Raw genomic sequence first — 16,246 nt, forward strand, 5'->3', positions numbered from 1 at the left:
GCGTGGGGATCAAGAGGCGGCACTGGGCGTTGGCGGCGGCATCGCTGGCCCTGCTGGCGGCGACCGGCTGTGACGGCACGTCGGACGCCCCGGCAGCGGGGCCGACCGCTGCACCGTCCACGTCCACGGCCGCGGCCCGATCCGTGGCCCGGGTGTGCGCCAAGCCCGCGGCCGGACCGGCGAAGGCGCCGGCGGGCGCGGTGACGGTCGACCCCGCCAAGGTCGGTGACCTGGCGGCGAAGACCAAGAACAACCCGCCGAACACCACGTTCTGGCTGCGACCGGGCAAGCACCGGCTCGACCCCGACCGCTACGCGCAGGTGATCCCCAAGAAGGGGGACCGCTACCTCGGCGCGCCCGGCGCGGTGCTCGACGGGCGGAAGACCAACCAGTACGCGTTCGCCGGCACTGCCGAGGGCGTCACCATCGGCTATCTGACCGTGCAGGGTTTCGTCCCGCCGCAGAACGAGGGCGTGGTCAACCACGACTCGGCCGACGGATGGGTGATCGAGCACTCGACGATCCAGAACAGCCTGGGTGCCGGGCTGATGGCCGGAGCCCGCCAGCAGGTCCGCGGCAACTGCCTGCGTGCCAACGGCCAGTACGGCATGAACGCCTACAAGGGCAGCGGCCGTATCAGCGGCCTGGTCGTCGAGGGCAACGAGATCGTCGGCAACAACACCGGCGACTGGGAGCGGCGCCAGCAGGGCTGCGGCTGCACCGGAGGCATCAAGTTCTGGGCCGTCGACGGCGCCGACGTACGCGGCAACTGGGTGCACGACAACCGCGGACCAGGGTTGTGGGCGGACACCAACAACAACGACTTCCGCATCGAGGACAACGTGCTGGAGGCCAACGACGGTGCCGCGCTGATCTACGAGACCAGCTACAACGCGGTCATCCGGAACAACACGATCCGGCGGAACAACTGGGTCGAGGGCCGCAGGTACGCCGACAGCGGCGACAACTTCCCGTACGCGACCGTCTACCTTTCCGAGTCCGGCGGCGAGCCACGGATCCGAGCCCGCACGGACAAGATCGAGATCTACGGGAACGTGCTGGAGAACAACTGGTCCGGGATCACCCTGTGGGAGAACGCCGACCGGTTCTGCAACAGCCCGGCCAACACCTCGTCCGGTGACTGCACGTTGCTGGTGAAGAACACCGGCCGCTGCGCGGAGCCGGCGATCGCCAGGGCGCCGCTCTACGCCGACTGCCGATGGAAGACCCAGCGGGTGGACATCCACGGCAACCGCTTCGTGCTCGACACGTCCGTCGTCAAGTGCACGGAGAAGTGCGACCGCATGGCGGTGCTGGCCAACTACGGCACGTATCCGGACTGGTCGCCGTACCAGGGCGAGAAGGTGGCTGAGGCGATCACCCACAAGCAGGACAACCGCTGGCACGACAACGTCTACCTCGGACCGTGGAAGTTCGTCGCCTACGACCCGAGCCGGGTGCTCGACTTCGAGCAGTGGCAGGGCACGGATTACCGGCAGGACGCGGGCAGCACCCTCGACCCACGGGCCGGTGGTTGACATGGGCGGGGACCACACGCCGAAGATCGCCGGGACAGTCTGGGGACTGCTGGTCCTCAACACGCTCGGCTCCGCCGGGGCGAAGACCATCATTCCGCTGCCCCGCTCCCTCATCCAGATGGTCACCATGGGTGCCCTGGTCTCCGCGTTCGCCCTGGCGCTCGCGGTCAATCTCCGGCTGCGCATCCGAGCCAGTGCCTACGTGCTCCTGCTCACCCTGCTGCTGGTGTCGAGCGTGATCTCCAGTGCGCACCTGGAGTCCGGTTTCGGCGCGCTGTTCCGCTGCTTCCGGCTGGCTCTCTTCGTGGGCACACTGTGGCTGCTCACCCGCTGGTGGGACGGCAGCCTGACGTTCGTACGGCACCACATCCGGATGTACTTCGCGGTGCTCGGATCGGTGGCCGCCGGCCTGCTCATCTCGCCGGGCGCGGCCCTGCCCGACCTCTACGGCGGACGCCTTGTCGGCGCGCTGTGGCCGCTCACCCCGCCGCAGATCGGGCAGTACGCAGCGGTGATCATCGGGCTTACCGTGCTGTTCCTGCTGGGCCGCCGGACCGACAAGAAGAGCGCGGCGGTCATCATCGTGGCGTCCCTCGTCCTGCTCGCGCTGACCCATACCCGGACGGCCACGCTCGGCCTGTTCATCGGGCTGGCGTTGGCGATCGGCTCGCTCCTCTTGACCAGCAAAGCCGCCCGGCGGTTCTTCACCTGGACGGTGGTGTGCGCCGCGGTGGCCGCGGTGGGGTTCGCCTCCGCGCTCCAGTCGTGGTTCCTGCGCGGACAGAGCCAGGAGAACTTCTCCAGCCTCACCGGCCGGGCCAAGGTGTGGGACGCCCTGCTGGCCGCGCCCCGGTCGACCTCGGAGAAGGTGTTCGGTGTGGGCCTGGGCGACAAGTCGTTCGGCGGGCTGCCGATCGACAACAGCTGGCTGGCCGTCTACAACGAGCAGGGTCTGATCGGCGTCACCCTCGTTGCGGCGGTCATCATCGTGCTGGGCGGCGTCGCGTTGCTGCGGCCACCGTCGCTGCAGAGGGCCTGCGCGATCTTCCTGATCAGCTACTGCGCGATCGCCTCGTACACCGAGGCCGGCCTTGGCGACGCCTCACCGTATCTGCTCCATCTGGCCCTGGCCGCCTCGCTGCTGGCGGCACCTGCCGCGGCCGCTGACCTCTCGACGCCCGAAGTCCCTCGGATTTCGACGCGCGAAGTCCCTCGACAACGCGTCCTGCGACGGGCCCGAAGACCGGAGGTGACCTGAGCATGCATGTCCTCGTGGTGCACAACCGCTACGCCTCGGCCCAGCCGAGCGGGGAGAACAAGGTCGTCGACCAGGAGGTGGAGCTGCTGCGCGCGGCCGGTCACCGGGTCGAGGTGTTCGAGCGGCGAAGCGACGACATCGCCGCCCGGTCCCTCCTCGCCAAGGCCGCGGTGCCGCTGCTGGTGCCGTGGAACCCGGCGGTCCGCGCGGAACTCGCCGCCCGGCTTCGCACCGAGCGGCCGGACGTGGTGCACGTCCACAACGTCTTCCCGCTTCTGTCGCCCGCCGTGCTGGCCGCCTGCGCCGACGCCGGCGTGCCCGCCGTCGCCACGCTGCACAACTACACCCAGGTCTGCCCGCCCGGCACTCTGCAGCGGGACGGCCGGCCGTGCGCCGAGTGCGTCGGCTCCGTACCACTGCCCGCCGTCCGGCACGGCTGCTACCGCAGTTCCCGGCTTGCGACGGTGCCGCTCGCGGTCAGCCTGTCGGTCAACCGGCGGCGCTGGTGGTCCGGCGTGGAACGGTTCTTCTGCATTTCCGCGGCGCAGCGCGACGTGCTGGTGCGGTCAGGCATGCCGGCCGAGCGGCTGGCGGTGAAGCACAACTTCGTGCCCGACCCGGGCACGTGCCGAGTCGGCGCCGGCGAGCATCTGCTCTATCTCGGCCGGCTCGCGGAGGCCAAGGGCGTACGGCTGCTCATGGCCGCGTGGGACGAGATCGCCGCGGACGGCGGTGTGGGCGTGCCGCTCGTGATCGCCGGCGCGGGGCCGCTGGAGCCGGAGGTGACCGCCTGGGCGGCGGGCCGGGACGACGTGCGCTACGTCGGCCTGTACGACACGGCGCAGTGCCGGAAGGCCCTCGCGCGATCGGTCGCCGTGGTGGCTCCCTCGACATGGCTGGAGGCGTTCGGGCTGGTGGTCGTGGAGGCGATGGCGGCGGGGGTCCCGGCCGTCGCCGCCGGTCACGGCGCCTTCGTCGAACTCGTCGAGGACGGGGTGACCGGGCTGCTGCACCGGCCGGGCGAGCCCGCCTCGCTCGCGTCCTGCATACGCCGGATCGCGGCCGAGCCGGGCCTGGGCCGGGCGATGGGCCAGGCGGCCCGGCGCCGTTACGAGCAGGGATTCAGCCCGGCGGTCGGCCTTGAGCGCCTGGTGGAGGAGTACCGCACCGCGATCGCGGGGCGGACGGAATCAATGGGGGGCAGTAAGTGACACGATGCCGACTCTGTGGCTCGGCGACGCTGGCGAGCGTCGTCGATCTCGGGGCGACACCACCGTGCGAGAGCTTTCTCGCCGCGGACCGACTGGACGAGCCGGAACCGACCTACCCGCTGCACCTGCGGGTCTGCACCGACTGCTGGCTGGCGCAGATCCCGCCGCTGATCACGCCCGAGGAGACGTTCAAGGAGTACGCGTACTTCTCCTCGTACTCGACCTCCTGGGTGGAGCACGCGCGCACGTTCGTCGCCGACGCCGTACAGCGGGTGGGTCTCGGCCCGGACGCCTTTGTGGTCGAGGTCGCGAGCAACGACGGGTATCTGCTGAGGCACGTGGTGGAGCGAGGGATCCGCTGCCTCGGCATCGAGCCGTCGGTGAACGTCGGCGCGGCGGCGCGGGAGGCGGGTGTGCCCACGCTCACGGAGTTCCTGTCCCCGGACACCGGTACGGCCGTCCGCGAAGAGCACGGCCCGGCCGACCTGGTCGTGGCGAACAACGTGTACGCGCACATCCCCGACGTCGTCGGGTTCACCCGGGGGTTGCGCGCCCTCGTCGCCGACGACGGCTGGGTCTCCATCGAGGTGCAGCACCTGCTGACTCTGATCGAGGAGAACCAGTACGACACGATCTACCACGAGCACTTCCAGTACTACACGGTCGCCTCCGCGATCCGAGCCCTGGCGAGCGGCGGACTCACGCTCGTGGACGTCGAGTTGCTGCCCACCCACGGCGGCTCCATCCGGCTGTGGGCCCGGCCGGCCGAGGCGGCCGGCGAGCCGACACAGCGGGTGGCCGACGTGCTCGCCCGGGAGAAGGCCGCCGGGCTGCAGGAGCTGTCCGGGTACACCGAATTCTCCGCCCGGGTGGCCAAGGTGCGCCGGGACCTGCTGCGGTTCCTCATCGAGGCGGCCGAGCGCGGCGAGACGGTCGTCGGCTACGGCGCCCCGGGCAAGGGCAACACCCTGCTCAACCACTGCGGCATCCGGCCCGACCTGCTCCCGTACACGGTCGACCGCAACCCCTACAAGCACGGCAGGTTCACCCCGGGCACCCGCATACCGATCCTGCCGCCCGAGCAGATAGCCGCTGACAAACCGGACTACGTCCTCGTCCTCCCGTGGAACCTGCGGGCCGAGCTGGTCGAGCAGCTGTCCTTCGTGCACGACTGGGGCGGCCGGCTGGTCTTTCCCATCCCGGAACTGAGCGTTGTCGAGGTCGCGTCTTGAAAGGGCACAAGATGAAGGTCGTACTGTTCTGCGGCGGTTACGGGATGCGGATGCGCAACGGCGCCTCCGACGACGTACCCAAGCCGATGGCGATGGTCGGCCCGAGACCGCTGATCTGGCATGTCATGCGCTACTACGCGCACTTCGGGCACACGGAGTTCATCCTGTGCCTCGGCTACGGTGCTCACCACATCAAGGACTTCTTCCTCAACTACGAGGAGACGACGTCCAACGACTTCGTACTGCGCAAAGGGCAGACCCAGCTGCTGTCCACCGACATCGCGGACTGGACGATCACGTTCGCGCAGACCGGCATCGAGTCACCGATCGGCGAGCGGCTGCGCCGGGTGCGGCACCACCTGGACGGCGACGAGATGTTCCTCGCCAACTACGCCGACGTGCTCACCGACGCCCCCCTGCCGGAGATGATCGAGAACTTCGCCCGGCGCGACGCCGGAGCGTCGATGATGGTGGTGCCGCCGCAGTCCTCGTTCCACTGCGTGGACCTGGGCGAGGACGGCCTGGTGGGGGGCATCACCGCGGTGAGCGAACTGCCGCTGTGGGAGAACGGCGGCTACTTCGTGCTCCGCCAGGAGGTCTTCGACCACATCCCGGAGAACGGGGACCTGGTCGCTGACGGATGCGCCCAACTGGCCAAGCGCGGGCGGCTGGTGGCGCACCAGCACCGCGGCTTCTGGAAGCCGACCGACACCGTGAAGGAGCGGGCCGCGCTCGACGAGGCCTACGCCCGGGGCGACCGCCCGTGGGCTGTGTGGGAACAGGACAGCGCGGCGGTGAGCGCGTGATCCGGCTCGGGGCCGGGCGTCTGCACCGGATCGTCGCGGTGGCCGCGCACTGCGACGACATCGCCATCGGCGCCGGCGGCACACTGCTGACGCTGTGCCGCGCGCGGCCGGGTATCCGCGTCGACGCGCTGGTGCTCTCCGGCGGCGGCAGCGAGCGCGAGCAGGAGGAACAGGCCGCGCTCGCCGCCTTCTGCCCGGGCGCCGACCTGCGGCTGACCGTGCACAAGCTGCCGGACGGCCGGCTGCCCGCGCACTGGGAGGAGGCCAAGGCCGCGGTCGAGGAGCTGCGCGCGCAGACCGAGCCGGAGCTCGTACTGGCCCCGCGCACCGATGACGCTCACCAGGATCATCGCGGCCTGGCGAAACTGATACCCACCGCATTCCGCGACCACATGGTCCTCGGCTACGAGATCGTCAAGTGGGACGGCGACCTGGGCCGTCCGTCGGCGTACCAGCCGCTGTCACCGGAGATCGCCGAACAGAAGGTACGGCTGCTGCAGGAGCACTACCCCTCGCAGCGACACCGGCCCTGGTACGACCGCGAGGCCTTCCTCGGCCTTGCCCGGATCCGCGGCATCGAATGCCACGAGCGCTACGCCGAGGCGTTCGCCGTCACCAAACTCACGCTCGACCTGGGGGATTGAACCTTGCGCGTACTACTGACCGGACACCAGGGCTACCTGGGCACCGTCATGGCCCCGGTACTCACGGCCGCCGGGCACGAGGTCGTCGGTCTCGACGCCGGCCTGTTCGCCGACTGCGTCCTCGGCCCGACACCCGCGGACCCGCCGGGGCACCGGGTGGACCTGCGCGACGTCACGTCCGAACACGTGGCCGGGGTGGACGCCGTGATCCACCTGGCCGCCCTGTCCAACGACCCGCTGGGCTCGCTGGCGCCGGAGCTCACCTACGACATCAACCACCACGCGTCCGTGCGGCTCGCCCGGCTGGCCCGTGACGCCGGAGTGCGGCGCTTCCTGTACGCGTCGACCTGCTCGGTCTACGGCGCCGCCGGCGGTGACGACCTGGTGACCGAGGACGCCCCGCTGCGCCCGGTGACGCCGTACGCGGAGTCCAAGGTGCGGGTGGAGGACGACCTGCACGCGCTGGCCGACGACGACTTCACCCCGGTGTTCATGCGCAACGCCACCGCCTTCGGCTACTCGCCACGGCTGCGCGCCGACATCGTGCTGAACAACCTGGTGGGCCACGCCCTCCTGTCCGGCGAGGTCCTGGTGCTCTCCGACGGCACCCCATGGCGCCCGCTGGTGCACGCCGCCGACATCGCGCGCGCCTTCACGGCCGCGCTGGTCGCGCCGCGGGAAGCGGTGCACGACCGGGCGTTCAACATCGGCAGCGAGACCAACAACGTCAAGGTCGCCGAGATCGCCGAGCAGGTCGCCGAGGCGGTGTCCGGGGCGAAGGTGGTGATCACCGGGGAGACCGGTGCCGACCCGCGCTCGTACCGGGTGGACTTCTCCCGGTTCCGCGCCGCGGTGCCCGGTTTCGACTGCGAGTGGACGGTGAAGCAGGGCGCCCTCGAACTCGCCGACGCCTACCGGGAACACGGGCTGACCCGGGAGGACTTCGACCGACGCTTCACCCGCCTCGCCGTGCTGCGCGCGGCGTCCGACGCCGGCACCGTCGACGACACCCTGCGGCGGCGCGGATGACCGCGGCCGGCGAACAGCCGATGATCTCGGCCGGCGACGAGATGTACGCGCTGGTGGAGCGGCTGTACCCGCTGTGCCGCAGCATCACCGGAGACGGTGTGCGCGCCACCCTGGACATCGTCGGCGAGTACATCCCGCTGCAGGTGTACGAGGTGCCGACCGGGACACAGGTGCTCGACTGGACGGTGCCGCAGGAGTGGAACATCCGGGACGCGTACATCGCCGACACCGCCGGCCACCGGGTCGTCGACTTCGCCGCGTCCAGCCTGCACGTGCTCGGCTACAGCGTGCCGGTGTCGGCGACCATGCCGCTGGCCGAGCTGCGCGGACACCTGCACACCCTGCCGGAGCACCCGAACTGGGTTCCGTACCGCACCAGTTACTACAAGCCGGCATGGGGGTTCTGCCTGGCCCAGGAGACCCTGGACGCGATGCCGGACGGCGACTACGAGGTGTGCATCGACTCCACACTCGCGGACGGCCACCTCACTTACGCCGAGCACGAGGTTCCCGGGCAGGTCCCCGACGAGGTGATCGTCTCCTGCCATGTCTGCCATCCGTCGCTGGCCAACGACAATCTGGCGGGCATCGCGGTGGCGACGTTCCTGGCCCGGGCGCTGGCACAGCAGACGCCGTACTACACCTACCGGTTCCTGTTCGCGCCCGGCACCATCGGGGCGATCACCTGGCTGGCCCGCAACGCGGAGCGGGTGGACCGGGTCAAGCACGGCCTCGTGCTGGCCTGCGCCGGGGACCCGGGCCGGTTGACGTACAAGCAGAGCAGACGCGGCGACGCGGAGATCGACCGGGTGATGCGACACGTGCTGTCCGCCTCCGAACGCCCGCACCAGGTCGCCGAGTTCACTCCGTACGGCTACGACGAGCGGCAGTTCTGCTCGCCCGGGTTCGATCTCGGCGTGGGCTCGCTCACCCGGACCCCGTACGCCGGCTACCCCGAGTACCACACCTCGGCCGACAACCTGGACTTCGTCTCCCCGGAGGCGATGGCGGACACGCTGGCCGTCTGCCGCGAGGCGTTCGCGGTGCTCGACCGCAATCGGAGGTACCTCAACCTCAGCCCTTACGGCGAACCGCAGTTGGGTCGACGAGGGTTGTACGAGGCGCTCGGTGGCCGCAGCGACACCAAGCAGGCCCAGATGGCCATGCTGTGGGTGCTCAATCTCTCCGACGGCGAGCACAGTCTGCTGGACGTCGCCGATCGGTCCGGGCTGCCGTTCGACACCGTCGCCGCCGCGGCCGACGCCCTGCACGGCGCCGGACTGATCAAAGCGTGACGCCGATGACCATCGAGGGGGAGAAGACGACTGCACCGGACGGATCCGCCAAGCGGGCCCTGGTCGGCCGGCTGTCCTGGGGGCTGGCCGACCAGGCGGCCTCCAGCATGTCCAACTTCGCGGTGGGCATCTACGTGGCCCGCTCGCTGGGAGTGACCGCGTTCGGCGTGTTCAGCCTCGCGTGGGTGACCTACGGCGTGGTGCTCAACGTCTCCCGCGGCCTTTCCACCGACCCGCTCGTGGTGCGCTTCAGCGGGGTGCCGGAGGCGTCCTGGCGCGGGGCGGTGGCCCGGTCGACGGGCACCGCACTCGGCGTCGGTACTGCCATAGGTGCGGCGTGTCTGGTGGTCGGGCTCGGCCTCGGCGGCCGGTTGGGGCCCGCGTTCGCCTGCCTCGGCGTCATGCTCCCAGGGCTGCTGCTCCAGGACGCCTGGCGGTTCGGGTTCTTCGCCGCCGGCAACGGGCGGAAGGCCTTCGTCAACGACGTCGTGTGGGGCGTCGCGCTCGTCCCGGCCATGGTCGTGGCGGCCCGCGTCGGCACGGTGGCCGCTTTCGTGCTCGCCTGGGGCGCGTCCGCCACGGTGGCAGCAGGTTACGGCTACATCCAGTCCGGCATCCGGCCCCGGACGACCGAAGCGCGCGGCTGGCTTCGCGAGCAGCGCGATCTCGGCTACCGGTACCTGGTCGAGAACGTCAGCCTCAGCGGCGCGAGCCAACTGCGGGCGTACGGGCTCGGCGCGATCGCAGGGGTCGGCGCGGTGGGTGCGGTGCGGGGCGCCGAGCTTCTGATGGGCCCGTTCCTCGCCGTGCTGATGGGCCTGTCGCTGGTCACCGTCCCGGAGGCGGCACGGGTGCTGCGGCAGACCCCGCACCGCCTCGGCCCGTTCTGCCTCCGGCTGGGCGGCGGGCAGGCCGCTGCCGCGCTGCTCTGGGGCGGGGCGCTGCTGCTGATGCCGGACCGGCTCGGCGAGCTGGCGCTCGGCAGCGTCTGGCACTCCGCGTCGCAGCTCATCGTGCCGATCACCCTCGGCGTCGCGGGCGCGGGCCTCGGCACCGGCGCGGCGGCCGGACTGCGCGCACTCGGCGCGGCCCGGCGCAGCCTGCGCTGCCAGCTGTTCGCCTCCGCCTGTTACGTCAGCGGAGGTCTCGGCGGGGCGGTCGTGGCCGGCACGGTCGGCTCGGCCTGGGGCGCCGCCACCGCGACCGTCAGCGGCTCGGCCGTCTGGTGGCTGCACCTGCGGTCCGCCCTGCGCGAGCGCCACCACCACCCCATCCCCGAAGTGAGGACCTCATGACCGACCGACCCAGGCTGAGCATCGGCCTGCCCGTGTACAACGGCGAGGAATACCTGGCCGAGTCGCTCGACGCCCTGCTCGGCCAGACCTACGAGGACTTCGAACTGGTCATCTCCGACAACGCCTCGACCGACGGGACCGAGGACATCTGCCGCAAGTACGCCGCGCAGGACTCCCGCATCCGGTACATCCGGCTGCTCCGGAACGTCGGCGCCACACCGAACCACAACTACGTGTTCACCCAGTGCCGTGGCGAGCTGTTCAAGTGGGCCTCGCACGACGACCTCTACGCCCGCGATCTGCTGCGGCGCTGCGTCGAGGCGCTGGACGAGCGGCCCGACGTGATCCTCGCGCACGCCGACCAGGCAGTCATCGATGGCGACGGCCAGGTGAAGGTCCCCTACGAGTACACGCTCGCCACCGACTCGTCGCATGCGCCGGAGCGCTTCCGCAGTCTGCTGTTCGAGCCGGGCGGCGACGACTTCTACGGGGTGATGCGGGCCGACATGCTGCGCCGGGTGAAGCCGCTCGACAGCTACCACCACGCGGACCGCACGTTCGTCGCCGAGATCACCCTGCACGGGCCCTTCCATCAGGTGCCGGAGCTGCTGTACTTCCGCCGCGACCACCCCGCCCGGGCCGAGCGCGCGAACCCGTCCAAGCGCTCCCGGTGCGTCAACCTGGACCCGCGCCGGGCAGGCCCGCTGCACCCGACGCCCCGGCTGCTCGCCGAGTACATCTGGGGCTTCGCCTCGGCGATCCGGCGGGCGCCGTTGTCCCCGGACGACCGGCGGGCGTGCTACCGGCACCTGGCCGCGTGGATGACCAGCCGGGTCCGGCCGGGAGCCGGCGAGCGGGTCGAGGACCGCGACCCGGTCGACCCGGGCCTGCTCACCGTCTCCGTCGACGCCCTTGTCGCGGGCCGTGAGGGGCGGCGGGCATGAAGACGGCACCACGTGTGGGGGTGTTCGGCCTGCTCGGCTCCGGCAACCTCGGCAACGACGGCTCGCTGGAGGCCGTGCTCAGGTACCTGCGCGCCGAGCACCCGGAGGCGGTCGTGGATGCCCTGTGCGGCGGACCCGAGGCCGTGACGACCCGGTTCGGGATCCCCGCCACGCGGCTGCACTGGAACCGCGCGGAGTACCGGACGGCGTCACGTGCGGGCGCGATCACGGCGAAGGGTCTGGGCAAACTCGTCGACGTCTTCCGCACCGCCACCTGGGTGCGCCGGCACGACGTGGTGATCGTGCCGGGCATGGGCGTCCTGGAGGCCACGCTGCCGCTGCGGCCGTGGGGCTTCCCGTACTCGCTGTTCCTGCTCTGCTCGACCGGCCGGCTGTTCGGCACCCGGGTCGCGTTGGTCAGCGTCGGCGCCGCGACGATCGGCAACCGGCCGACCCGGGCCCTGGTGCGCTGGTCGGCGCGGCTGGCCGCGTACCGGTCGTACCGGGACGCCCAGTCCCGGGACGCGATGCGGGCGATGGGCGTGGACACCGCGCGCGACGAGATCTACCCGGACCTCGCGTTCTCCCTGCCGACACCGCCGGCGAGCGCCCCCTCGGGCTCGCCGGGCCTGGTCTGCGTCGGCGTCATGGACTTCCACGGCGGCAACGACGACCGCGCCCGGGCCGACGAGATATACCGGCGCTACCTCGACGGGACGATCCGGTTCGTCCGCGCGCTGGTCGAGGAGGGCAGGCCGGTCCGGCTGCTCACCGGCGACGAATGCGATGCGGTGGTGGTCGCCACGATCCTCGATGCGGTGGACTCGCCGCTGGTCACCGCTGCCGAGCCGGCATCACTGGCCGACCTGATGAAGGAGATGGCTGCTGCCGACACCGTGGTGGCGATCCGCTACCACAACCTGATCTGCGCGCTGAAGACCGGTACGCCGGTGCTCGCCCTCTGCTATGCGGCGAAGAGCGACGCGCTCATGGACCGGATGGGCCTTGGCGCGTACTGCCACCCGGCCCGCGACGTGGACGCCGACCGGCTGCTTGAGCAGTTCCGGGCGCTGGAGAAGCGATCGGCCGAGCTGCGGCAGACCCTCTCCGAGCGGAACCTGGCCGCCGCCCGGCAACTTGAGGACCAGTTCACTGCCCTGACCACGGCCCTGTTCCCGGCGACCGACCACGCCCACGCCCCGCGGGAGGCTCCATGAAAGCGACCGAAGTCCCGGAGATCGCCGGCGCGTACCTGTTCGAGCCGACGCCGTACGCCGACGAACGCGGCTTCTTCTGCCGCACCTTCGACGCCGACGTGGTCCGCTCGGTGGGCCTCGACCCGCACGCCTTCGTCCAGGACAGCGTGTCCCGCTCGGTCCGGGGCGTGCTGCGCGGCCTGCACCTGCGCTCCGGCGCCGGCGAGGCCAAGCTGGTGCGGTGCTCGTACGGGAGGGTCTTCGACGTCGTCGTGGACCTGCGCCCGGACTCGCCGACGTACCTGGGCCGGGCCTTCTTCGAACTGTCCGGCGAGACACAGGCGACCCTGTACATCCCGGCGGGGTGCGTGCACGGCTTCCAGGCGTTGACCGAAACCGCTGACACCTCGTACCGGATCGACCGCCCGCACGATCCTGCCGAGGACGTGACGATCGCCTTCGACGACCCGGAGCTCGCCATTCCCTGGCCGCTGCCGGTCACATCGATGTCCCAGCGGGACCGGGAGGCGCCGAGCCTCGCCGAGGTCCTGAAGCGAAAGGAGACGTGAGGTCGGCGTGGACACCGAAGACACCGAAGAGACCGCGGAGTTCCTCCTGCCCCGGTCGCGGATGGCGAACGAGCGCCTGCACGCCATGATCCCCGGGGGCGCGCACACCTACGCGAAGGGTGACGACCAGTACCCCGAGAACCTGGCCCCGGTCATCAGCCACGGCCACGGTGCCCACGTGTGGGACGTCGACGGCAACCGCTACGTCGAGTACGGCTCCGGCCTGCGGTCCGTCAGCCTCGGCCACGCCCACCCACGCGTGATCGAGGCGGTGCGGCGGGAACTCGACCGCGGCAGCAACTTCGTCCGGCCGTCCATCGTGGAGGTCGAGGCCGCGGAACGCTTCCTGGCCACGGTGCCGACCGCCGAGATGGTGAAGTTCGCGAAGAACGGCTCCGACGTCACCACCGCCGCGGTGCGCCTCGCCCGCGCCGTCACCGGGCGCCCACGGGTGGCCGTCTGTGGCGACAATCCGTTCTTCTCCGTCGACGACTGGTTCATCGGCACCACGCCGATGTCCGCCGGCATTCCGGCGGCGATCACCGAGCTCACCGTGTCCTTCCCTTACGGGGACCTGGCCGCCACGGAGGAGCTGCTCACCCGGCACCAGGACGAGGTCGCCTGCCTGATCCTCGAACCCGCCTCCCACACCGAGCCGCCGCCCGGGTATCTCGCCGGCCTGCGCGAGCTGGCCGACCGGCACGGCTGCGTGCTGATCTTCGATGAGATGATCACCGGCTTCCGCTGGTCCGAGGCGGGCGCCCAGGGCCTGTACGGCGTCGTCCCCGACCTCTCCACGTTCGGCAAGGCGCTGGGCAACGGGTTCGCCGTCTCCGCGCTGGCCGGGCGCCGCGAACTGATGGAGCGGGGCGGGCTGCGTCACTCCGGCGACCGGGTGTTCCTGCTGTCCACCACGCACGGTGCGGAAACGCACTCCCTGGCAGCCGCGATGGCCGTGCAGACCACCTACGTCGAGGAGGGCGTCACCGCGCGGCTGCACGCCCTCGGCGACAGGCTGGCCGCCGGTGTCCGCGAGGCCACGGCCGGAATGGGCGTCGGCGACCACATCGTCCTCCGGGGCCGGGCCAGCAACCTGGTCTTCGCCACCCTTGACGAGCATGGGCAGCCGTCACAGCAGTACCGCACCCTGTTCCTGCGCCGGCTCCTCGCGGGCGGGGTGCTCGCCCCGTCGTTCGTGGTGAGCAGCGCCCTCAGCGACACCGACATCGACCACACCGTCGACGTGGTGGCCCAGGCATGTGCGGTGTACCGGAAGGCACTGGACGCCGCCGACCCCACCCCCTGGCTGGCCGGACGACCGGTGAAGCCCGTGTTCCGCCGCTTGGCGTGACGCGACGTCAGCGACGCTCCCGCCGACCGGCGTCGGCCATCCGATCGACCCACCGGTCGGCAGTGCGGTCGACCAGCCATGCGGTCGCCGGTATCACCGCCAGCGCGGTGCACCAGCCGCCGAGGACGTCGGTCGGGTAGTGCGCGCCCAGGGCGACCTGCGCCCAGCCCATCGCGGCTCCGGTCACCAGAGCCGCGGCGAGCACGAGTGACGTGCCGGCCGTCCTGCCGAGGCCGAGCCGGCCCGTCGCGAGCAGTGCCGCCATGAGGGCGAGCGCGGTGAAGAAGGCGGTGTGCCCGCTCGGGTAGGACAGGTTGCCGTCGCCGTGGATGGTGCGTCCCACCAGGTGCTTGAGCAGCGTCGCCGTCCCCACGGTCACGCCGGCCCCGACAACGACGAGCAACGCCGCGCGAGGACGTCGAAGCAACAGGCACCCCGCCACGGTGGCCACGATCAGCATCGCCGAGCCGGCGGGCTCCCCCAGGAAGTCCAAGGCCAGAGCGACGTAACGCCACGGCGGCCGCACACTGTCCGCCGTCGGCTGGATGATCCACCTGTCCACCCTGCCGGGCTCGCTGTGGCCGGCGTACAGTACCCCGAGCACGACGACCATCAGCGCGGCGAGGGCCGCGATCAGCCCGAGCCGCACGCGCAGGGACGGGGGCAGCACCGCAGGCGCCGGCCGGCCGGTCACACGCCCACCGCGTCCGGTCGACCTGCGAAAGCCCGCACTTCATTGCTGCACTCGACCGCGCCGCAACCCGCTGCATGGCGGCGGCCGGGCCCCACAAGAACTGCCCGCTGGGCTGGGCCGACTTCCAGGTCCGCTCCTGCCAGGCGATCCAACATGAGCCCCCTGTCGTGTCCGACCATAACCGCCCCGCAGCCAGCCTCTACTTGTCAGCCTAACGAACAATCCGCATAGACATACGAGCAGTGCCAAAACGAGCGCTGGTGACGGTGTCGTTCGCGCTGAGGTCCCGCTGCTGGTTGTGTCTGGTTCGCTGCGACCGTGCAGTCACGGATCTGTGTCCGCGTACCCGCCGTCGTGGAACTGCCCGGCACGTCGAGATACTTGCCCGCACCGCACGCAGCACACCCGTACCGCTGGGCGGCGTGGCGGGCCGAAGTGACGCACGGGCACGTGCGCGGTAGAGCGAGATGTCGGTGGGGTCGGGTAGAGGCACTGGGTGTAGTGGGCGTCGTTGTCGACGAAGGTTTTGAGCCAGGGGAGCAGAACCTTCATGCCGGTGCCGGATCACTGCGGCTGTGCGGCGCAAGGGTGATGAGTCGGCGGTGAGCCGGCGTACGGCGTCGCAGCCGCCCGAGGGACCGGTCTCAAGCGGTGCTGGACGAGCGCCCTGGCCCTCACGGTGCTCACAGGCGTCTGGGCGTCATGAAGGCACAGGCGGACGAAGAGTGTCCGAGTGCCGTGAGCCTGCGGGGAATGACGCCGGGCCAGGGACCGTCCCGTGGTTACGCGATTCACGTCGTGCGCAAGCTGTGGTGCGAACCGGTTCCACGCAAGCGCTTCGACGAAGGAGGTTACGACCGGAGGAGTGCGGGGTCAATGGCGTGCCGCGAGGCCAAGCCAGGTGCCGACGGCGGGGCGGCGCTCCGCCGCTTCGGCCGGTGCAGTAGGAGCCGGTCGCCCGGCATACGGGGTCTGGCGGCTGCGTTCCTGTTCACCAGCAGCACGGCAGGTCATCCAGGTGATCCGGGACCGGTCGGCGGGCATACCCGCGCGCCCTACCGGCCCGCGCGGCCGGCGGACCCGCCAGCACCTGCCATCCACGTTGTGGGGCGTGCGCGGACGCGTCGGCCGGCCATGACCCGTTGCAATCAAGCCGTCGAATCGATTCCGCGACAAGGTTTGTG

General features: G+C 71.0%; 14 protein-coding genes. 13 read left to right on the plus strand and 1 reads right to left on the minus strand.

Translation table 11 applies throughout. The annotated features are described in order from the left end of the window. Positions 1-2 precede the first annotated feature (2 nt). Genes LE548_RS32540 through LE548_RS32600 form a run of 13 tightly spaced genes read left to right on the plus strand, consistent with a single transcriptional unit; the run spans position 3 to position 14,368 of the window. Positions 3-1,538, plus strand: coding sequence for a right-handed parallel beta-helix repeat-containing protein (locus tag LE548_RS32540; RefSeq protein ID WP_225100603.1), 1,536 nt, complete (start codon positions 3-5; stop codon positions 1,536-1,538). Between the two features lies 1 nt (position 1,539). Further along, on the plus strand, positions 1,540-2,796 hold the full coding sequence (locus tag LE548_RS32545) for an O-antigen ligase domain-containing protein (protein ID WP_225100604.1): 1,257 nt from the start codon (positions 1,540-1,542) through the stop codon (positions 2,794-2,796). A 2-nt stretch (positions 2,797-2,798) separates the two neighbouring features. Further along, positions 2,799-4,007, plus strand: coding sequence for a glycosyltransferase (locus tag LE548_RS32550; protein ID WP_225100605.1), 1,209 nt, complete (start codon positions 2,799-2,801; stop codon positions 4,005-4,007). Beyond that, entirely contained in the window at positions 4,004-5,239 is a 1,236-nt protein-coding gene (locus tag LE548_RS32555) for a class I SAM-dependent methyltransferase (protein WP_225100606.1), read from the plus strand. Before LE548_RS32550 ends, LE548_RS32555 begins: the two co-directional genes overlap by 4 nt. A gap of 11 nt (positions 5,240-5,250) precedes the next feature. Beyond that, a complete protein-coding gene (locus LE548_RS32560; protein WP_225100607.1) occupies positions 5,251-6,045 on the plus strand; it encodes a glucose-1-phosphate cytidylyltransferase in 795 nt (264 codons plus the stop codon). After that, complete coding sequence (locus tag LE548_RS32565) at positions 6,042-6,689, plus strand: PIG-L deacetylase family protein (protein WP_225100608.1); 648 nt, start codon at positions 6,042-6,044, stop codon at positions 6,687-6,689. The genes LE548_RS32560 and LE548_RS32565 overlap by 4 nt, the downstream gene beginning before the upstream one ends. A gap of 3 nt (positions 6,690-6,692) precedes the next feature. Beyond that, positions 6,693-7,718, plus strand: coding sequence for an NAD(P)-dependent oxidoreductase (locus LE548_RS32570; RefSeq protein ID WP_225100609.1), 1,026 nt, complete (start codon positions 6,693-6,695; stop codon positions 7,716-7,718). A 20-nt stretch (positions 7,719-7,738) separates the two neighbouring features. Then, positions 7,739-9,013 (plus strand): DUF4910 domain-containing protein, encoded by a 1,275-nt coding sequence (locus LE548_RS32575; RefSeq protein WP_225100710.1) that lies wholly within the window; start codon positions 7,739-7,741, stop codon positions 9,011-9,013. A 5-nt stretch (positions 9,014-9,018) separates the two neighbouring features. Next, positions 9,019-10,308 (plus strand): hypothetical protein, encoded by a 1,290-nt coding sequence (locus tag LE548_RS32580; protein ID WP_225100610.1) that lies wholly within the window; start codon positions 9,019-9,021, stop codon positions 10,306-10,308. Next, positions 10,305-11,252 carry a glycosyltransferase family 2 protein gene (locus LE548_RS32585; protein ID WP_225100611.1) on the plus strand — a complete coding sequence of 316 codons (948 nt, stop codon included), beginning with the start codon at positions 10,305-10,307 and terminating at the stop codon, positions 11,250-11,252. Before LE548_RS32580 ends, LE548_RS32585 begins: the two co-directional genes overlap by 4 nt. Next, positions 11,249-12,469 (plus strand): polysaccharide pyruvyl transferase family protein, encoded by a 1,221-nt coding sequence (locus tag LE548_RS32590; RefSeq protein WP_225100612.1) that lies wholly within the window; start codon positions 11,249-11,251, stop codon positions 12,467-12,469. Before LE548_RS32585 ends, LE548_RS32590 begins: the two co-directional genes overlap by 4 nt. Beyond that, positions 12,466-13,017 carry a dTDP-4-dehydrorhamnose 3,5-epimerase family protein gene (locus LE548_RS32595; protein ID WP_225100613.1) on the plus strand — a complete coding sequence of 184 codons (552 nt, stop codon included), beginning with the start codon at positions 12,466-12,468 and terminating at the stop codon, positions 13,015-13,017. The genes LE548_RS32590 and LE548_RS32595 overlap by 4 nt, the downstream gene beginning before the upstream one ends. A 7-nt stretch (positions 13,018-13,024) precedes the next feature. Further along, positions 13,025-14,368 (plus strand): glutamate-1-semialdehyde 2,1-aminomutase, encoded by a 1,344-nt coding sequence (locus LE548_RS32600; RefSeq protein ID WP_225100614.1) that lies wholly within the window; start codon positions 13,025-13,027, stop codon positions 14,366-14,368. Between the two features lie 7 nt (positions 14,369-14,375). Here LE548_RS32600 and LE548_RS32605 read toward each other — a convergent pair whose 3' ends face one another. Next, positions 14,376-15,062 (minus strand): phosphatase PAP2 family protein, encoded by a 687-nt coding sequence (locus tag LE548_RS32605; RefSeq protein WP_225100615.1) that lies wholly within the window; start codon positions 15,060-15,062, stop codon positions 14,376-14,378. Positions 15,063-16,246 lie beyond the last annotated feature (1,184 nt).

Source organism: Streptomyces sp. CoH27, from assembly GCF_020181035.1.
GTDB classification, from domain to species: domain Bacteria; phylum Actinomycetota; class Actinomycetes; order Streptomycetales; family Streptomycetaceae; genus Streptomyces; species Streptomyces camelliae.

Excerpts from the sequence above, each read along its gene's own strand:
- LE548_RS32545 (WP_225100604.1), top strand. The coding sequence starts at position 1,540 with ATGGGCGGGGACCACACGCCGAAGATCGCCGGGACAGTCTGGGGACTG.
- LE548_RS32550 (WP_225100605.1), top strand. The coding sequence starts at position 2,799 with ATGCATGTCCTCGTGGTGCACAACCGCTACGCCTCGGCCCAGCCGAGC.
- LE548_RS32560 (WP_225100607.1), top strand. The coding sequence starts at position 5,251 with ATGAAGGTCGTACTGTTCTGCGGCGGTTACGGGATGCGGATGCGCAAC.
- LE548_RS32575 (WP_225100710.1), top strand. The coding sequence starts at position 7,739 with ATGATCTCGGCCGGCGACGAGATGTACGCGCTGGTGGAGCGGCTGTAC.
- LE548_RS32580 (WP_225100610.1), top strand. The coding sequence starts at position 9,019 with ATGACCATCGAGGGGGAGAAGACGACTGCACCGGACGGATCCGCCAAG.
- LE548_RS32585 (WP_225100611.1), top strand. The coding sequence starts at position 10,305 with ATGACCGACCGACCCAGGCTGAGCATCGGCCTGCCCGTGTACAACGGC.
- LE548_RS32590 (WP_225100612.1), top strand. The coding sequence starts at position 11,249 with ATGAAGACGGCACCACGTGTGGGGGTGTTCGGCCTGCTCGGCTCCGGC.
- LE548_RS32595 (WP_225100613.1), top strand. The coding sequence starts at position 12,466 with ATGAAAGCGACCGAAGTCCCGGAGATCGCCGGCGCGTACCTGTTCGAG.